The organism is Microbacterium sp. NPDC055665 (assembly GCF_053618035.1).
This window is the reverse complement of sequence record NZ_JBSHGY010000001.1, coordinates 946,223-964,552: the sequence shown is the minus strand read 5'-3', so window position 1 is coordinate 964,552 and position 18,330 is coordinate 946,223. Positions and strand designations below refer to the sequence as shown.

At 70.5% G+C, this 18,330-nt stretch carries 16 protein-coding genes; 5 read left to right on the top strand and 11 right to left on the bottom strand.

Translation table 11 applies throughout. The features are described from left to right. Window positions 1-2 precede the first annotated feature (2 nt). The 10 genes from ACWGO6_RS04580 to ACWGO6_RS04535 are packed head-to-tail and all read right to left on the bottom strand — an operon-like array spanning window position 3 to window position 10,583. Window positions 3-527, bottom strand: a complete 525-nt coding sequence (locus ACWGO6_RS04580; RefSeq protein WP_136042723.1) for a hypothetical protein — start codon at window positions 525-527, stop codon at window positions 3-5. Continuing rightward, window positions 524-1,621, bottom strand: coding sequence for a C45 family autoproteolytic acyltransferase/hydolase (locus ACWGO6_RS04575; RefSeq protein WP_136042722.1), 1,098 nt, complete (start codon window positions 1,619-1,621; stop codon window positions 524-526). Before ACWGO6_RS04575 ends, ACWGO6_RS04580 begins: the two co-directional genes overlap by 4 nt. After that, the gene (locus tag ACWGO6_RS04570) at window positions 1,618-2,295 is read right to left on the bottom strand and encodes an FMN-binding negative transcriptional regulator (protein ID WP_136042721.1); all 678 of its coding nucleotides are present in this window, start codon (window positions 2,293-2,295) and stop codon (window positions 1,618-1,620) included. The genes ACWGO6_RS04575 and ACWGO6_RS04570 overlap by 4 nt, the downstream gene beginning before the upstream one ends. Continuing rightward, window positions 2,265-3,284, bottom strand: coding sequence for a P1 family peptidase (locus ACWGO6_RS04565; protein ID WP_452325970.1), 1,020 nt, complete (start codon window positions 3,282-3,284; stop codon window positions 2,265-2,267). Before ACWGO6_RS04565 ends, ACWGO6_RS04570 begins: the two co-directional genes overlap by 31 nt. Further along, a complete protein-coding gene (locus tag ACWGO6_RS04560; protein WP_452325969.1) occupies window positions 3,281-4,072 on the bottom strand; it encodes an ATP-binding cassette domain-containing protein in 792 nt (263 codons plus the stop codon). Before ACWGO6_RS04560 ends, ACWGO6_RS04565 begins: the two co-directional genes overlap by 4 nt. Next, window positions 4,069-5,064: an ABC transporter ATP-binding protein gene (locus ACWGO6_RS04555; RefSeq protein WP_452325968.1), complete on the bottom strand. Its 996-nt coding sequence runs from the start codon at window positions 5,062-5,064 to the stop codon at window positions 4,069-4,071. Before ACWGO6_RS04555 ends, ACWGO6_RS04560 begins: the two co-directional genes overlap by 4 nt. Next, window positions 5,061-5,945 (bottom strand): ABC transporter permease, encoded by an 885-nt coding sequence (locus ACWGO6_RS04550; protein WP_452325967.1) that lies wholly within the window; start codon window positions 5,943-5,945, stop codon window positions 5,061-5,063. The genes ACWGO6_RS04555 and ACWGO6_RS04550 overlap by 4 nt, the downstream gene beginning before the upstream one ends. Further along, entirely contained in the window at window positions 5,942-6,907 is a 966-nt protein-coding gene (locus ACWGO6_RS04545; protein WP_452325966.1) for an ABC transporter permease, read from the bottom strand. Before ACWGO6_RS04545 ends, ACWGO6_RS04550 begins: the two co-directional genes overlap by 4 nt. A gap of 1 nt (window position 6,908) precedes the next feature. After that, on the bottom strand, window positions 6,909-8,519 hold the full coding sequence (locus ACWGO6_RS04540; protein WP_452325965.1) for an ABC transporter substrate-binding protein: 1,611 nt from the start codon (window positions 8,517-8,519) through the stop codon (window positions 6,909-6,911). Between the two features lie 36 nt (window positions 8,520-8,555). Next, complete coding sequence (locus tag ACWGO6_RS04535) at window positions 8,556-10,583, bottom strand: primary-amine oxidase (RefSeq protein ID WP_452325964.1); 2,028 nt, start codon at window positions 10,581-10,583, stop codon at window positions 8,556-8,558. A gap of 141 nt (window positions 10,584-10,724) precedes the next feature. Between ACWGO6_RS04535 and ACWGO6_RS04530 the strand changes: the two genes are divergently transcribed. Together ACWGO6_RS04530 and ACWGO6_RS04525 are read left to right on the top strand one after the other, a co-directional pair. Then, entirely contained in the window at window positions 10,725-11,744 is a 1,020-nt protein-coding gene (locus ACWGO6_RS04530; RefSeq protein WP_136042713.1) for a LacI family DNA-binding transcriptional regulator, read from the top strand. Next, window positions 11,741-12,892 (top strand): CaiB/BaiF CoA transferase family protein, encoded by a 1,152-nt coding sequence (locus tag ACWGO6_RS04525; protein WP_452325963.1) that lies wholly within the window; start codon window positions 11,741-11,743, stop codon window positions 12,890-12,892. The genes ACWGO6_RS04530 and ACWGO6_RS04525 overlap by 4 nt, the downstream gene beginning before the upstream one ends. On the opposite strand, the gene ACWGO6_RS04520 is transcribed toward ACWGO6_RS04525, so the two are convergent. Then, window positions 12,889-14,238, bottom strand: coding sequence for a PucR family transcriptional regulator ligand-binding domain-containing protein (locus tag ACWGO6_RS04520; protein ID WP_452325962.1), 1,350 nt, complete (start codon window positions 14,236-14,238; stop codon window positions 12,889-12,891). The genes ACWGO6_RS04525 and ACWGO6_RS04520 overlap by 4 nt on opposite strands. 89 nt (window positions 14,239-14,327) lie before the next feature. Here ACWGO6_RS04520 and gabT point away from each other — a divergent pair, with 89 nt between their 5' ends. Genes gabT through ACWGO6_RS04505 form a run of 3 tightly spaced genes read left to right on the top strand, consistent with a single transcriptional unit; the run spans window position 14,328 to window position 18,282 of the window. Continuing rightward, complete coding sequence (gene gabT, locus ACWGO6_RS04515) at window positions 14,328-15,653, top strand: 4-aminobutyrate--2-oxoglutarate transaminase (RefSeq protein ID WP_452325961.1); 1,326 nt, start codon at window positions 14,328-14,330, stop codon at window positions 15,651-15,653. Beyond that, window positions 15,650-16,831, top strand: a complete 1,182-nt coding sequence (locus ACWGO6_RS04510) for an acyl-CoA dehydrogenase family protein (protein ID WP_452325960.1) — start codon at window positions 15,650-15,652, stop codon at window positions 16,829-16,831. Before gabT ends, ACWGO6_RS04510 begins: the two co-directional genes overlap by 4 nt. Beyond that, window positions 16,831-18,282 (top strand): aldehyde dehydrogenase family protein, encoded by a 1,452-nt coding sequence (locus ACWGO6_RS04505; RefSeq protein ID WP_452325959.1) that lies wholly within the window; start codon window positions 16,831-16,833, stop codon window positions 18,280-18,282. The genes ACWGO6_RS04510 and ACWGO6_RS04505 overlap by 1 nt, the downstream gene beginning before the upstream one ends. Window positions 18,283-18,330 lie beyond the last annotated feature (48 nt).

Here is an 18,330-nt window from a genome sequence, read left to right as displayed (position 1 = left end):
CCTCAGATGGCGACGATCGCGCACATCGCGACGGTGGACGCGGCCATGGTGACGTGATGAAGCCGATGCGGCCAGGAGCGCTCGGCGCGCAACGCCACCACGGTGAGGGCGAGCGTGCCCAGCGCCAGACCCGCGCTCACCAGCTGCGGCATCGTCGAACTCGCGCCGTGCGCGTGCGAAGGCGCGAGCACCGCAGGAGCCGATGACGTCATCGCCGGCATGAGGAGGATCAGCGCCGCGGTCGAGATCACTCCGAAGGCGAGGTGGGTGGAGAGCATCGCACCCGGCCGCGCGGTGGCGACGGGGCGCGCCCGGCGCCCTGCGGCGAGGGCGAGAGCCGTGGCGACCAGCGCGGCGAACCACACGACCGGCGGCAGGAGCGACAGCGTCATCGCATCCGCCATGCCCACGAGCATCAGTGCGGCCGCGAGGAGCTCGGCTCGACCGGCGTCTCTGCGCATCCGGACCAGGGTGCCGACCCCGATCGCGGCGGGGACGAGCGCACCGAGATGGAGGAGGCCGCTCACCGTCCGGCCGGGACGAGCTCATCCGCCACGCCGACCCGCCGCCACTCCGCGGTCGCGACATCGGCCGGCGCGGCGGCGGCGAAGGCGATCGCACCTCGTGCCACGTCGAGCGCGACCGTGAGCTTCGTCTCCCAGCGCAGGTGTTCTGGCTGCTCGGGCCGAGCGCGGACCGAGATCGGGGCCTCCGGGATCGCACCGAAGGCGAGCGCCCGTTCGCGGTCGTCGACGATGCGGGCGAGTTCCCCCGCATCGGTCAGACACCGGTACCGCGGAACGCTCGTCGTCTCATAGGGGGAGTACTCACCCGTGGCGAGGGTCTCATCGAGGAAGTGGTTCGTGTGCGCGAGCGTCCGTCCGCGCGGGGCGGACAGCACGGCCACGCCCGCCGGTGACACCTCCACGGCGGCGGCCTCGGGTGTCTCGCCGTCGAAGGAGACGACCGTGAGCACGCTGGAGGCGGCGAGAGGCACCGACCGGGCGATCGCGGCGGCCTCGGCCACTGTGCGCGCCCCGTCCAGGATCATCCGCGCGAGGACGTGCACGGGCACTCCCGCCTGAGTCCCGTCGCTGCGATGGTGGAGGATGTTGAAGTGCACGCCGAGGCCGCGGTCGTTGACACCGATCTTCGCGGGCTGACCGAATTCGGAGAAGGTCACCACCCGGGCGCCGGACGCCGAGTGCAGTCGCCGCACGACCGTCTCGTTCGAGAGTGTCTCGTGCCAGTCCCAGGTCTGCAGGGTGCGCGGCGGCGTCGCGTCATCCGGCACGTAGACGGCGGTCGAGCACTCCATCGACGGAGTCATCCGGGCGAGGATCTCGGTGCGTGCCGTGAGCAGGTGCACATCGGTGAGCGCGAGTCCGCTCCCTTCGGCGACGCCGCGGAACTCCTCCGCGACCTCCGGCGCGTGCGTCTCGATCATCTCGCGGCACTCGTCGGCCATGTTCCGCGCCTGCTCGGCGGAGACACCCGACTGCCCGAACAGTCGCAGGTACGAGTCGCGCGCGGCGAGCATCTGCGGCGCCCAGTGCGCGCCGAAGCGGCGACCCTCGTGGTGCTGGTCGGCCGTCTCCGACGTCCACTCGTGGACGATCATGCCTCTCCTCCGATGCGCTCCACGAGCTCGGCGACGTCGCCGTAGGGGCAGCCGCGTGCGCGCGATGCGGCCGCGACGCGCTGACGGACCTCGCGGGGCTTGTCCTGACTGACCTTGAACACGGCGCGCTGTTCGAGGATCTCGAAGCGGAACGACACGATCCCCCCGACGATGCGCTCGAACGTGGGGAGCGAGCTCGTCATGTCCCACGCAGTGGGTTCGAGGCTCTCCAGCTCCGCGACCGTGCGGGTCACGACATGCATCCCGTCGGCGGGGTCTTCCAGCACGGTCACCCGGGCGGTGAGGTGCACCGCGGCATAGTCCCAGGTCGGCACGTTCGGGTCGTCGGCATAGGTCGTGGGGGAGACGTAGTCGTGCGGCCCGGAGAACACCAGCAGAACCGCATCGCCGTCGGCGATCTGCTCCCACTGCGGATTCTTCCGCGCGATGTGCCCCAGGAGCTCACCGCCGACGAAGCCGCCGTCCTCCGCCATCCGCTCGATGATGATCGGCGTGTGCGTGACCGTCGGTGCGCCGGCCGCGCCGCCGCCGTTGGAGACGATCAGGGCGAACGGATGGCGACGCACGAGCTCGTTCACCTCGTGCTGCGAGGGGGCGAGGTACTTCTCGAACTCGTACACGATCAGCCCGCCGCGCAGAGGATCGCGTCCCACGCGGTCTCGCCCGCCAGGGTCGCGACCGCGGTGGAGTTCAACGAGAGCCGACCACGGGAGGTGCCCGGGTCTTCGGGGAGGGCGACCTCGTCGGTCGTGAGCGCGAACAGGGTGTCGCCGTCGAGAGGGGTGTGGAACGGCTGGATGCCGCGGTGCATCGAGCTGTGCACCTGCAGCCCGAACTGCCTGAGCTCGACGTCGGAGAGCTGCACGTTCGTGACCACGGCCGTGATCGTGGTGTTGCCGGACATGGAGTCGAGCAGGCGCGACTCGCCGATCGCCTCCTCGTAGTCGAGGGCGGGGTGGCGGCGCTCGCCGGTGGTGTCGTCGTAGTTGCCGCGGACGATGCGGCCTTGTCGGTCGAGGATCACACCGTACGGGTTGAGCACCGTCACCACGAGCACCTTCACATCGCCGACCTGGCGGAAGGCCACGCCCTGCCCGGTGAACTCGACACGGGCGGGATCGACCTTGCCGGAGGAGGCCGACGCTCCGCCGCCGACGCGTCCGACCTCGACCACACCCTGACGTGCCGCCTGCAGCGCAGCCTTGCCGAGCGCGGTGTCGGGGAAGACCGAGTTGTCGCGGACCGAGTAGTCGTAGATGATCGCGCCGGACACGAGCTGGAGCTGGTCGAAGCCGGATCGGTGATCCGCGCGCTCGAAGAGCGCCTCGGACACCCCGGCCACGGCCGACAGCCCGTAGACCGATCCGCCCGCGAGGCAGATCGCGTGGTTGTAACCGTAGAGGCCGCTCGCACCGACCGCCCCTCCGCGTCGGTCGGTGAACGTCCGCGCGCCTGCGGGGATCGACAGCACTGTCGCCCCGGTGGGTCCCTCCGCGTACTCGGCGGTCCCCACCAGCACCCCGGGGAAGTCGTATTCGACCTGCCCGCGGTCCGTGCCGTGCACGGGGGAGAGGGCGTAGTCGCCGTTGGAACGGCGCGGACCTGCGGGGACGACGGGGGCGAGGCGGTGGGTGTCGGTCACGATGAGAGCTCCTGGAACAGTTGACGCGAATAGGGATGGCTGGGGAGGTCGTAGAACACGTCGGTGGGCGCATGCTCGACGATCTCGCCGGCGCGCATCACCGCCACATGGTGGGAGATGTACCGCACGGCGGCCAGGTCGTGCGAGATGAACAGCGCCGCGAAGCCGTGCTCGGCCTGCAGGTCCTGGATGAGGTTGAGGATCTGCGCCTGCACGGATACATCGAGCGCGCTCACCGCCTCGTCGAAGACGATGAACGCCGGGTGGGTCACGAGCGCCCGCGCCACGCTCACCCGCTGCAGTTGACCGCCCGAGAGCTGATGCGGTCGGCGGGCGGCGAAGGACGCGGGGAGTCCGACACGGTCGAGCATGGCGATCGCTCGTTCCTCGACCGCGGCATTGCGCCGCTCGTGCACCAGGACGGGTTCGAGGACAGAGGAGAGCACAGTGGAACGGGGGTCGAGCGCCCAGCGCGGATGCTGGAGGACGGCCTGCATGCGGCCGGCCCGGGAGCGCAGGCTGCGAGCGAGCGGCGCGCCCTGGAATCGCACGTTCCCCGAGTCGGGGCGCTGCAGGCCGAGCACCACGGCGCCCGTGGTCGTCTTCCCCGAGCCCGATTCCCCGACGAGGCCGAGGGTCTCGCCGGGCCTCACCGCGAAGGAGACATGCGACATGGCCCTGACCTCGCGCCGCCCCGCTCCGAAGCCGGAGATGAAGGCGACGTCGACATCGTCGAGCTCGATGACGGGTGTGGCTGCGGGCGAGACGGCTGCATCTGCGGCGTTCATGCGGAGACCTCTTCCTCGGGCAGCAGTCGCGCCCGGCGATCGGCGTCGACGAGCTCGGCGGTGCGGATGCACAGGCTGTGCCGTGGAGGCACGGGTTCCGGACGGATCACGTCGCACGCGTCGATGCGGTGGGCGCAGCGCGCGGCGAAGGCGCAGCCCTCGGACTCGCCGTGCAACACGGGCGGGGAGCCGGGGATGCTGGACAGGCGCTCGCCGCGCCGGGCCCGGGAAGGATCGGTGGCGGCCAGGGCGCGGGCGTAGGGGTGGACCGGGCTGCCGAGTACTGCGGCTGCGGGTCCGCGTTCCACCACTCGACCCGCATACATCACGGCCACCTCGTCGCACCAGCGGGCGACAGCGGGGAGGTCGTGGCTCAGCCAGAGGATCGTCGTCCCCTGCTCTCGCGCCTGCGTGAACAGCAACCGGATCACCTCCTCGCGCACCTGGCTGTCGAGGGCGGCGGTGGGCTCGTCGGCGATCAGCAGCTTCGGTCGACGGCACATGGCCATCGCGATCGCCACCCGCTGCGCCATCCCGCCGGAGATCTGGTGGGGGAAGAGCCGCACCACGCGGCCGGGGTCGGCGATGCGCATCGATTCCAGCAGCTCGATCTGGCGCGGCAGGGAGCCGTCGTCGCCGACAGATCGGAGCACGAGCTTCAGCTGCGCGCCGATGCGCATGGTCGGGTCGAGCGAGCCGATCGGGTCCTGTGCGATGTAGGCCAGGGTGTCGCGGCGATAGGTACGCAGCGCCTCGTGCCCGAGTCCGAGCACGTCGATCCCGTCGACCTCGAGTTCACCGCGCACGATCCGCGCCGAGCGGGGCTGCAGGCGGCCGATGACCGCGGCCAGCGTGGACTTGCCCGACCCGGACTCGCCGACGATGGCGACGGAGCTGCCGGCGGCGACCTCGAGGTCGACGCCGTCGAGGGCGCGGACGGTCGTCGCCCCGGTGAACTCCAGGGCCAGATCGCTGATGTGTACGGCGGTCATCGGAGGGACCTCGTCTCTCGCGGTTCGAATCGGTCGCGGAGGCCGTCGCCGATGATGTTGATGCACAGGATCGAGATGACGAGCACGACGCCGGGGATGATGACCAGCTGCGGAGCCTGCGTCATGTAGAGCATGCCCTGCTGGATGAGCAGGCCGAGGGAGGCCTCCGGCACCTGCACGCCGAACCCGAGGAAGCTCAGCCCGCCCTCGACGAGGATCGCGACGGAGAGGGCGTAACTCGCCTGCACAGCGATGGTGCCGGAGATGTTCGGCAGGAGTCGGCGGGCGAAGATCACCGGTGTGCGCACGCCGCTGATGCGCGCCGACACGATGAAGTCCCGCTCGGCGACCGCGCGCGTCGCGATGCGGACCACCCTGGTCATGAGCGGGATCGTGATCACGACGATGCTGATGATCGCCGCCGGTCGCCCGGGACCGAGGAGCGCCGAGACGAGGATCGCGAGCACGAGCGCGGGGAAGGCGTAGAGCACGTCGGCGACGCGCATGACCGCTTCGTTCACCGCTCCGCCGTAGTAGCCCGCGAGCATTCCGAGCAGGGTGCTGACCACCGCCGAGCAGAGCACCGCGACGATCGAGACCACGAGCGTCGTCGCCGTTCCCTGGAAGAGCCGGGGCAGCAGCGACCGGCCGAGGTTGTCGGTGCCCAGCGGAGCGAGCGCGGACGGACCCTCGAGGCGGCCGGCCACCGTGGCATCCGTGGAACCGGTCAGCCCGGTGAGCACCGCGAACACGGTGACGACGACGATCACGCTCAGCACGACGATGGCGGTGCGCAGGACGGCGTCGCTGCGACGCCACGCGCCCCTGGACGCTTCTCCGGCGGCGCGGATGCGGTGCGTGGCCGTGGGTGCGATGGTCATCGGCTGCTCCCTCCGGTGAGGCGCAGGCGGGGATCCAGCGCGTTGGCGATGAGGTCGACGAGCAGGCTCGCGACGATGAAGACGATGGCGGCGAGCAGCACGGCGCTCTGCACGATGGCGTAGTCTCGCCTGCCGAGCGCGGTCTGCAGGTACGAGCCCATGCCGGGGATGTCGAACACGAACTCCACGATGACCGTGCCGCCGAGCAGCACCGCGACCAGTGCTCCGACGATGGTGAGGATGGGCGCTGCGGCGTTGCGCAGCACGTGGTGGCGGACGATGAATCCCGGAGTCTCGCCGCGCGCCACGGCCGCCTGCACGTGCGGTTCGACGAGCACGTTCATGACCGCATCCCGGGTGTTCCGTGCGACGACGGCCACGCAGCCTACGGCGAGGACCGTCACGGGAAGCACCAGCGAGCCGAAGAATCGTGCGGGGTCGACGGCGAACGGGGCGAACCGCCCGACCGACACTCCGAGCCCCAGCGTGGAGACGGCGAAGACGACGAGTCCGGCGAGGAGGAACTCCGGGATGCTGATGCCGAGCGCGCTGACGATGCGGCCGACCGCCCCGGCCGAGCCCTCGGAACGGAGCGCGGCGAGGAAGCCGAGCGGGATGCCGACCAGGAGCGTGACCACGATCGTCAGCAGCGCGATCGTCGCCGTGACGGGGAGCCGTGCGCCGAACTCCTCGGACACCGACACGTTCGACACGAACGAGTAGCCGAGGTCGCCGGTGAAGACGCCGAAGAGCCACCGGAAGTACTGCGCGACCACAGGATCGTCGAGTCCGGATGCGGCCACCGCCTGGGCCCGCTGCGCCTCGGTGGCGAGCGGACCCAGGACGAGGTCGATGTAGTCTCCCGGCATCAGACGCACCGACGCGAAGATCAGCACCGAGACGACGACCAGCGTCAGCAGTGCGGCGCCGATGCGCCGGAGGGACCACAGAGCGACGGTCATGTCAGCTGGCGCGGAAGTCGGTGATGTAGCGGAGGAAGTCGCCGTAGCCCTCGTCGCTGTTCAGCGTCGGGGAGAGCGACTCGGTGTTCCACCCGATCGTGGAGGGGCGCAGCACCAGCGGCACCATCTCGCTCTGCTCGTCGGCGAGTGCGCACAGGTCCTGGAAGACGGCTGCGCGGTCGTCGCCGGGCGCGGTGGTGTACCCGTCCGAGATCAGCGCGTCGAGCTCATCGCTCCCCTTCATGAAGACCGCGGAGAATCCGGCGACCTCGGGGTTCCACCAGGTCGTCACCATCGCCGGGTCCGCGTATCCGGCGAACCAGCTGAGCGCGAGGTCGAAGTCGGCCGGGCTGCCGTACACCTGGTCGGAGTACGTCGCATAGTCGACCTGCTGGATCTCGACCTTCACCCCGATCTCCGCCAGGTTCTGCTGCATCACCTGCGCGATCTGCGCGAGCACCGGCTCGTCCGTGTACACGACGAGGTCGAGTTCGAGCCCGCCGACCCCGTCGATCACGGCCTTCGCCGCGGCGACGTCGCGCTTAGCCGACGGCAGATCGGCTGCGATGCAGGCGTCGGGCAGGCCGGCGGGCGTGACCCCGGTGGCCGCCGTCGATCCGCCGAAGGCGAGCTCGTTGATCGCGTCACGGTCGATGGCGGTGTTGATCGCGAAGCGCACCTCCTGATCCTGCAGTGCCTCGTCGCCGGTCAGGGAGTTGATCATCAGATAGTGGAAGTCGGTGTTCCGCTGCCCGACCACCGTGACGTCCGCGGCATTCGCGAGCAGCTCGGCGGAGTCGATGGAGTTCAGCACGGCGAAGTCGGCGGATCCGTCACGGAGGGCCGCAGCACGCGTCGCCTCGTCGCCGACGATGTCGATCGTGAGCGTCGAGAAGCCGAGCGCCTCGGCATCCGGGTGGTGGGTGTTCGGCTCGAACGTCCACTCCTCGTCCTGGCGGTGTGCGGTCGCGACGAGCGGCCCTGTGCCGACCATCTCGGTCGTGATGTCGATCTCGCCGGCCTCGATCTCGGCCATGGGCAGGATGGCGGCCGGAGTGTTGGCGAGTGCCGCGAGGAACGGCGCATACGGGCTGGACAGGGTGACCGTGACCTCGAGATCCCCGGTCTCCTCGATCGAGGCGATCGGGCCGAGCTGGCCGGTCCACGTGGTCGGGGTGTCGACCAGGCGCTGCAGACTTCCGACGACGTCTGCCGCGGTCATCGGGCGGCCGTTGGAGAACACGGCGTCGTCGGCGAGCGTGAACACGTACTCGGTGTCGCTCGGGGTCTCCCACGAGGTGGCAAGCTTCGGGGCGACGTCGAGGTTCTCATCGATCGAGGTGAGGGTCTCGTACGAGAGCCCTTCCAGCATCCAGGACCTTGCCGTGGCGGCCCCCTGCGGGTCGAGGCCGCTCGCCTCGGCGGTGTCGTAGTCGACCTGGACGACGAGATCTCCGCCGGCGTCGAATCCCTCGTCGGCGACGGCGAGGAAGCCGGGGGCCGCCTCGTCCTGTGTCGGTTCGGCGTCGGGTGATGCACCGGCGGCGCATCCGGTGAGGGCGAGGATCGCGACGGTGGCGGCGGCCACTCCCGCTCGAGCTGCTGTGTGCATGTCGGTGTTTCCCTTCGGGATGTCGGACGCGCCGGGTCAGGCGTCGTGCGACGACGGGCGGACAGAGAGGTGATGCAGATGGTGCTCGGGTGGTGCATCGCCGACGCCTGCGTGGTCGCAGGCGCATGCGCGGGGGGAGACCGGGACGTCGAGGGTCGGGTTCCGGTCGAAGAAGTCGTGGGGCTTCAGCGTGAACCCGCAGGTGTCGACCGGCATGATCGGCCAGTCCTCGGTGCGCGGGAAGTGAGTGAGGCCGAACGTGTGCCACAGCACCAGGTCGGCGCCGTCGAGGGACGCATCGTCGGCGACGAACGCGGGAAGGCCCTGCTCCGGTGCCGACTGGTTGACGACTTCGCCGGCGGGGTAGCGCTCGTCGGGATCGTAGGCCGTGACCCAGAGGTCGGCGGTCGCGAAGCGCGCACGCGAGGCGATGACCGACTCGGGCTGCGCGAGGAGCACGGGCTTGCTCTCGGGGGTCAGGACGTAGGAGGTGGGACGGCCCAGCCGGTTGGTGGCCGTCGCGCTGCTCACCCGCCATGTGCGGTCGACCCGGGCATCCGCTCGCCGTCGACCTTCGAGCTCGCTGCGCAGACGCGTCTTCGTGAAGCCGATCGCGCTGCCGTGGAGGTTGTCGTCGTCGACGGGGAGGGCGTGCACGTCGACCTCGTCGATGACGGCCGGCCCGTCGTCGACCGCCATGTCGAGTCGGGCGCAGAACAGGTGCTGGTGGTACGGCGCGGCGAGACCGGGGGCGAGTTCGCTCGCGAACCTGCTGGTGCGCTCGTCGTAGGCGGCCGTGAACACGAGCCCGGTGGCCTTCGCCTCGAACTCGATCTTGCCGTCCAGGTAGAGGTACCAGTAGAAGCCGTAGTCGTAGTTGCCCACGGTGACGAAGAAGGAGATCACGAGCCGGCGCTGGCGGCGGACGTCGCTCGATCCGGTGAACTGCTCGGTGTGCTTCCAGAGCACTCCGGCATCCTCCTCGTGCACGCAGATCACGTTCGGCAGGATCTTCACGTTGCCGCGCGCGTCGGCGATCGGGACGTCGAGGTAGGTGATGTCTCCGACGCAGTCGCAGCCGAGTTCGAGGGAGTTGGCGAGCCGGCCGAGCAGGTACTCGCCGGTGTCGAAGTAGTTCTGCCAGAACCGCACCGGTCCGGGGTCGCCGTACGGCACCAGCATCTCGGCGATCGATGCGCGGTGCACGATGGGGCGGACCCGCCCGTCGTCCTCGAAGCCGATGCCGTGGAGGATCAGCCCTTCCCGCATGTCGTAGCCGATGCGCAGGGACCACTTCTCCCAGGAGATCACGTCGCCCTCGAAGGAGAAGCTCGGACCTTCGGGCTGCGTGATGACGAGGGGCTTCTGCGTGGTCCGCTCCGGACCGAACGTGCCGGGCACGTGGTAGTCGCCGGTCTCCTGCGGGATCGGCATGACGCCCACGTCGATGACGTCGACCACGGTGCGGCTCGCGACGTCGACGTAGGCAACCAGCCCGTCGATCGGGTGCGCCCAGGGCATGGTCTGCGGAGTGGGCTGGTGGTGCCCGAGCACGCGAGCGAGCCGTCGCCCGCTCTCTCCCTCGATCGGGAAGCGGCCTGCCGACAAGCCGGCCAGCGCGACCGTGCTCGGGTCGTCGATGCCGCGGGCGGCGAGGGCGGTGGCCCAGCGCTCGTCGGTGCCGATCAGCTCGCGGATGATCGCGTGCTCCTCCTGGAGCAGCGGCACCTGCCCGTCGTGCTCCGGGTCGATGTCGACGTCCGTCGCGAGCTCGCCGGTGCCGATGTCGACCGAGATCGCGCGAGCGCGCCCGGTGTCGGTCTCGAGGAGCTGCACCCGGGCACGGCGGGGGACCGGACGTCCGGCGGCGACCTCGTGGCGGTCCGGCTCGTCGAGTCCGACGTACGCGATCCGGTGCGCCTCGTCCAGCGCACCGTGGGCGCGCAGCGTCTCGGCGACCCGCTGCAGTTCGTCCGCCGAGAGGGTCGCATACGGCGCACCGGACTCGTCGCCGAGTGAGCGCGAGCGCGAGGCGTGGTCGGACGGGGAACAGCTGCAGTTCATGGAGTCTCCATCGGATGTCGGTTCGGGAACGTCTGTGTGCCGGAACGTTCCGGCAAAAGTATGCGATGAACGTGTTACAGCGCAAGACCCGAACTGTTTCGAGTGGATTACGGCTCGCCGCGTGTGGTTAGACTCGGCCGCATGCAAGAGCCACGGCGCGCCCGATTGATCGACGTCGCACGGCGCGCAGGGGTCGGAAAGACCACCGCGTCCGATGCGCTGAGCGGTGGCGGTCGCGTCTCCCCGGCCACGCGGGAGGCGGTCCTGGCGGCGGCGGCCGAACTCGGATACTCCGTGAACACCGCCGCACGACACCTGCGCGGGGGCAGTATCGGCACGATCGGGATCGTGCTCCCCGAGGTCGTGTCCCGGTCGTCGTACTACATGGCTTTCACATTCGGCATCGTCACCAGTGCGGCCGCCCACGACATCGACGTGACCATCGTGAGCCCGTCCGTGTCGTCCGGACGATCGCGACCCATCCGCGCCGACGGGCTCATCATCGGAGACCCGCTGTCCGGCGATCCCGGTCTGCCCTCGCTCATGGGGTCGGGAATCCCCGTCGTCACGCAGGAGCACCTCCCCGAAGACGTCGCCGGCACGCCAGCCGGCGTGGTCTGGTCCTCTCACGAGGCCGGGATGCTGCGGCTGTTCGACGAGATCGACGTCACCGGTGCGCGGCATCCGGCGCTGCTCGTCGCCCCGGATGCGACCGACTGGTCGCGTCAGCTGGTGTCGGGCTATCGCGCCGGATGTGCGGCGCGCGGTCTCGAACCGGTCATCGCTCCGGTGTCGTTCGAGGCATCGTGGCCCGCGGTGCGCGCGGCCACGGAGCGCGTCCTGCAGACGCATCCCGAGACCGACGTGATCATCTGCGGCCCGGACTCGAGCGCGATCGAGGTGGCCGCCGTGCTGGGGCGGCAGGGGCGGACGATCGGGGAGGACATCACGGTCGTCTCCTGTGTCGACCACCCTTCGCTGCCCTTCCTGACGCCCTCGATCACCTCGATCGACCTTCGTCCGCGGGACTCGGGCGTCGCCTGTGCCGAGCTGCTCATCGATCTGCTCGAGGGGCGGGCCGAGCCCGGGGCGGACGTGGAGTTCCCGATCGCTGTCGTCGCGAGGGACTCCACCGCGCATCCGCTGCGGGTGCGCGCATGACCGCGCCGCTCGACGGCATCATCGTCGCGGATTTCTCCCGCGTGCTCGCCGGCCCGCTGGCGACCATGACGCTCGCCGACCTGGGGGCACGGGTGATCAAGGTCGAGCGCCCCGGGACCGGGGACGACACGCGGGCGTGGGGACCGCCGTATGCCGAATCCGGCATGACCACGTACTTCGAGTCGGCGAACCGGGGCAAGGAGTCGGTCACGCTCGACCTCACCGACCCGGCGGATCGCGCCAGGGCGCTCGAACTCATCGCGCGCAGCGACGTGGTGATCGAGAACTTCCGGCCGGGGCTGTTCGCCAAACTCGGCTTCGACGGGGAGACCCTCTCCGCAGCCCACCCCCGCCTCATCTCCGTGTCGGTCAGCGGCTTCGGCCTGGGTGCGGGTGCGGACCTCCCCGGCTACGACTTCGTCGCGCAGGCGGTCGGCGGACTCATGCACATCACGGGCGAGCCGGACGGCGAGGCCATGAAAGCCGGGGTGGCGCTCGTCGACGTGCTCACCGGCAAGGACGCCGTGATCGGCATCCTCGCCGCGCTGCGCCGACGCGAGCTGACCGGACGAGGTTCGAGGGTCGAGGTGAACCTGCTCTCCAGCCTCCAGGCCGCACTCGTCAACCAGGTGTCCGCGCATCTCGGAGCCGGAACGGAGCCGGGAAGGCTCGGCAACAGGCACCCCTCCATCGCCCCGTACGAGTCGCTGCAGTGCGCGGATGCGCCGATCGCGGTCGCGTGCGGAAACGACGCGCAGTTCGCGAAGATGGTCGCGGAGCTCGGCCGGCCCGAGCTCTCGGTCGACGAGCGCTTCCGCCGGAACTCCGACCGGGTCGCCCACCGTGAGGAGCTGGTGATCGAACTCGAGGAAGCACTGGTCGGCGACACCGCGGCGGTCTGGGCGGAGCGCCTGAACCGCGTCGGCGTCGCCGCCGGAGTGGTGAACAGCGTGGGGGAGGGCATCGCGCTGGCGGAACGCCTCGGTCTCGACCCCGTCCGCGACGCCGTGGGCGAGGACGGTCGGCGCTCGCGCCAGATCCGGTCGCCGCTCACCTGGATCCCGGAGATCCCGGTGGTCGCGGCCGCCCCACCGCGCCTCGGTGAGCATGACGAGCGAGTGCGCGCCTGGCTCGACAATCCCGCCTAGACCGCGCGATCCCGCAGCGCGAGCCACAGCTCGGCCGCGACATCCGGGTCGTCCAGCGAGACGTCGAGGAGCCGCTCGACCGCGGCGATGCGCGGCCGCACGGTGTTGCGGTGCACGCCGAGTTCGCGCGCTGTTCGCTCGGCCTGCTGACGGTGCCGGAGATAGGCGATCACGGTGCGCTGCAACATCGGGTCCGCGTCGCCGAGCGCGGCAGCCCAGCGGGTCGCTCTCGGTTCGGACTCGATCACCAGGGCGGTTCCCGACGCGCGACGGTGCAGGGCGAGGGCCCTGGCGAATGCGGTGGGGACATCGTCGAGCACGACGGGAGCGCTGAGTACGCCGGTGCTCGCCCGGATTTCGGCGTCGGGGTCCCCATCGGCGGGGACGAGGGCGACGCGCACGCCGTCGTGCACCGCTCCGAAGCCGGTCGGAACGTCGCTGCCGACGAGCACGCGGAACTCGAGCGGCAGCGTGAGATCGGCCGCGGCGGCCAGTGCCCGCGCAGCCGCCACCTCGCCGCGGAGTGCGAGCATCGTGAACCACCCTCCCGCGTCCGGCGTCGCGGTCGCCCGCACGGTGAGGAGTCGCAGGAGAGCGGTGGCCGTGAGCGCGAGCTGGCGGTCGGCGTTCGCCAGCGGCCTGCCGGCTCCGAGCGCCAGTGCGCCACGGGTGCGCTCGCCGTCGGTGACGGCGTGGGCCATCACGATCGAACCCTGGGACACGAACGACGCGGCCTCGACGCCGGAGCGCAGGAGTGATCTCTCGACATCCGCGCGCACCGCCGGCAGCAGGCCTTCCAGGGAAGCGGGATGCAGCGTCCCGCCCGACGCTCCGGGATCGAAGGGCAGCCACGCCACCCATCCGCCGATGGCCTGCGCCATCTGGCGGACGATCCCGGCGATCGGATCGGCGGTCGTCGCGGTCTGGACCAGCCGCGTGTGCGCGTGGGCGGTGCGCAGCGCCTCGTCCTGGCCGCTGCGCCCGGTGATCGACCAGAACGCCCGGGAGACATCGAGGAACGGCGCACCGTCCGGCACGGCGAACACCGGGATCCCGACCGCGCGACAGCGCTCGACGAGGGCAGCGGGCGCATCGTCCCAGCCCTCGCCGAGCCCGATCCCGATCGCGCCGATCCCCTGCGCCTCGAGTCTGTCGACGTAGGCGTCCGCCGGCCGGCCGTGCAGCGGGATGCCGGTGGTGAGCAGCAGCTCGCCGCCGTCGAGATAACGACCGGGGTCGTCGAGTTCCGACACGTGCACCCCGGTGATCGTCCGCGCGGCATCGAACGGAGCGAGAGGGCGCAGGGAACTGCCGGCCGTGCGCACGAGTTCGCCGAGGGAGACCATGCGTCCAGTGTGCGTGATGCACAGTCGCATCGCCAACACTGGGCGAAGTGTTCTCCCGGAGAGTGCGTGCACCTTCTAGCGTCGTCCCCATGACGACAGCTCCCCTCCTTCGCACCGAGATCCCTGGACCGCGGTCGCGCGAGCTCCACGCCCAGCGCGAAGCCGCGGTCGCCGCCGGCTTCGGCATCACCCTCCCGGTCTTCATCGCGCGAGCCGGCGTCTCGACGCTCGAGGACGTCGATGGGAACACCCTGATCGATCTCGCATCCGGCATCGCGGTGACCAGCGTGGGGGCGGCGAATCCGCAGGTGCGGGCCAGCGTCGCCGCGCAGCTCGAGCTCTTCACCCACACCTGCTTCATGGTGACCGAGTACGAGGGCTTCGTGCGCGTCGCCGAGTGGCTCAACGAGCACGTCCCCGGCGACTTCGACAAGCGCACCGCACTGTTCAGCACCGGTGCCGAGGCGGTGGAGAACGCCGTGAAGATCGCGCGAGCCCACACCGGCCGCCCCGCCGTCCTCGTCATCGACGAGGCGTACCACGGGCGCTCTCTGCTCACCATGGCGATGACGGCGAAAGAGCATCCGTACAAGACATCCTTCGGACCCTTCCCCGACGCCGTGGTGCGCGCACCCAACGCGAATCCCCTGCGCGGAGAGGGGGCCGAGCCCGCGCTCGCCGAGGTCGAACGCCTCATCCTCGAGCACGGTCCCGAGCACTTCGCGGCTCTGGTCGTCGAACCGATCCAGGGCGAGGGCGGCTTCGTCGTCCCCGCGCCGGGTTTCCTCCCGGGGCTCCGTCGCATCGCGGACGAGCACGGGATCGTCCTGGTCGTCGACGAGATCCAGTCCGGGCTCGGACGCACCGGCCGGCTGTTCGCGAGCGAGCACGAAGGCGTTGCCGGCGACATCACGCTGACCGCCAAGGCGCTGGGCGGCGGGCTGCCGTTGAGCGCGGTGACCGGGCGGGCGGAGATCATGGATGCCGCGCACCCCGGCGGCCTCGGCGGCACCTATGCGGGCAACCCGTTGGCCTGCGCGGCCGCCCTCGCGGTGTTCGACGTGCTCGACGAGCCGGGTCTGATGCCGCGGGTCGTCGGCATCGAGCAGACCATCCGCCGTCATCTCGAGCCACTGCGCGCCGAGATCGATGTCATCGCCGAAGTCCGCGGACGGGGAGCCATGATGGCCGTCGAGTTCGCAGACCCGCACACCCTGGCCCCGAGACCGGACCTCGCGCAGCGGGTCGCGGCGGCGTGCCACGCGGCGGGCGTCCTGGCGCTCACGTGCGGCACATACGGCAACGTCATCCGGCTGCTGCCACCCCTCGTGATCGAGGAGCATGTCCTGAACGCCGGTCTGGAGATTCTCACCGCGTCCATCCGATCCATCGCCGCCGAGGAGGCCGCCGCATGAGCACCGTTCCCGATCTGCTCGACTTCGACGAGCTCCTGAGCGACGACGAGCGGGCGACGCGCGACCGCGTGCGGGCATTCGTCGACGCGAGGGTCCGTCCGCACATCGCCGATTGGTATGACCGGGCCGTCTTTCCGACGGAGCTCGTCCCGGAACTCGCCGAACTCGGCGTGCTGGGCATGCACCTGGACGGTTACGGCTGCGGTGGTCGGAGTGCCGTCGAATACGGACTGGCGGCCATGGAGCTCGAAGCGGGGGATTCGGGGCTTCGCACCTTCGTCTCGGTGCAGGGCTCGCTCGCCATGAGCGCGATCCACAAACACGGCAGCGAGGCCCAGAAGCAGGAGTGGCTTCCGCAGATGGCGCGGGGAGAGGCCATCGGCTGCTTCGGCCTCACAGAACCGAACTCCGGCTCGGACCCGTCGAGCATGACGACGTTCGCGCGACGGGACGGTGACGGCTGGGTGATCAACGGCGCCAAGCGCTGGATCGGACTCGCCTCCATCGCGCAGGTCGCGATCATCTGGGCGCAGACCGACGAGGGGGTGCGCGGATTCCTCGTCCCGACGGACTCGGCCGGATTCGTGGCGACACCCATCGCCCCCAAGCTCTCGATGCGGGCCTCGATCCAGTGCGACATCACGCTGACCGATGTGCGACTCCCCGCGGAAGCCCGACTTCCCGAGGCCAGGGGTCTGCGCGCGCCCTTCTCCTGTCTGAACGAGGCGCGCTACGGCATCGGCTGGGGCGTGATCGGCGCCGCCCGCGACAGTTACGCCACGGCGCTGTCCTATTCGCAGACGCGCATCCAGTTCAACCAGCCGATCGGGGCGTTCCAGCTCACCCAGCAGAAGCTCGTCGACATGGCCGTCGAGATCGAGAAGGCGCAACTGGTCGCGCTGCGGCTCGGCAGGCTCAAGGATGCCGGCAGGCTTCAGCCCCACCAGATCTCCGTCGCCAAGCTCGGCAACACGCGCGCGGCGATAGCGATCGCCCGAGAGGCGAGGACGATCCTCGGCGGCAACGGGATCTCGGGCGACTACTCGCCGCTGCGCCACGCGGCGAACCTCGAGTCGGTGCGCACATACGAGGGCACCGACGAGGTCCACACGCTGGTGCTCGGCGCCCACATCACCGGTTTCTCCGCCTTCCGCAGCACCGCCTCCGAGGGAGCATGATGAGCACCACATTCGATATCCGGCACTTCATCGACGGCGCCTGGGTGGAGGGTGCAGGCGACCCTCTCATCGACGTGAACCCGAGCCGACCCGACGACGTCGTCGGCGAGGGGCCGGGAGCATCCGATGCGGATGTCGACCTCGCCTGTGCCGCCGCGCGCGCAGCTTTCGACGGGTGGCGCAGGACCCCCGCGCGCTCGCGTGCTGCGATCCTGCTGCGGGCGGCCGACATCATCGAGGCCCACCGCGACGAGTGGGGGCGTCAGCTGGCGCGCGAGGAGGGGAAGACGCTCGTCGAGGCGATCGCCGAGACCGGGCACGCCGCCAACATCCTCCGTTTCCATGCGCAGGAGGTCGAGCGTCAGAGCGGTGGCCTGTTCGAGTCGCCGAGTCCGGGGGAGCGCATCCTCGTGATCCGTCGCCCGGTCGGGGTGATCGGAGCGATCACGCCCTTCAACTTCCCGATCTCCATCCCGGCCTGGAAGCTCGCCCCCGCCCTCGTATGGGGGAACACCGTGGTCTGGAAGCCGGCGACCTTCGTCCCCGTGCTGGCGATGCGCTTCGCCGAGGCGCTCGAGCAGGCCGGGCTCCCGAAGGGGGTGCTCAACCTCGTGAACGGCACCGCCGCCGTCGGGGAGGCGATCGTGTCGCACCCGGAGGTGGACGCAGTGACCTTCACCGGTTCCACGAAGGTCGGGCGCATCATCGCCGCGCAGCTCGCGGCACGCGGCATCCCGTTCCAGGGCGAGCTGGGCGGCAAGAACGCCGCACTCGTGCTGGCAGACGCCGACCTCGACGTGGCCGTCGAGCAGGTGGCGCTGGGGGCTTTCCGTGCGGCGGGGCAGAAGTGCACGGCGACCTCGCGGGTGATCGTGCACGAGGCCGTGGCCGACGAGTTCCTGCGGCGACTCGCGATCCGCACCGAGCGCATGGTCGTGGGCGATGCGCAGGACGAGCGCGTCGAGGTCGGGCCCGTGGTCAACGCCGGTGCCCGAGACCGCGTGGCCGCGGCCCTCGTCCGCGCCCGGTCCTCGGCGAAGGTGGTCGTCGCCCCGGAGCCGTACTCCGACGGCGATCTCGCCGAGGGCTACTTCATCCCGCCGTCCATCTTCGAGCTCGACGAGGAGGACCCGGGCGAGCTGTGGACGGAAGAGCTGTTCGGCCCGGTGGTCGGCGTCCGACGCGTCTCGTCCACCGCCGAGGGCATCGCGCTCGTGAACGACAGCGAGTACGGGCTCTCCACCGCCGTCTTCACGACGGGGCTGGCGGAGGCGCTCACCGCGATCGAAGACATCCGCGTAGGCGTGGTCCACGTGAACTCGGCCTCGGCCGGCGCCGACCTGCACGTTCCCTTCGGCGGGAGCGGGTCGAGCGCCCTCGGCCCCAAGGAGCAGGGCGCGGCGGCCAGGGAGTTCTTCACGGAGACCGCGACGGTCTACCTCCGCGGTTGAGTCGCGGGCAGCCTCCGCCCCCGACCCGCGCCGAAACCCCCGCTTCTC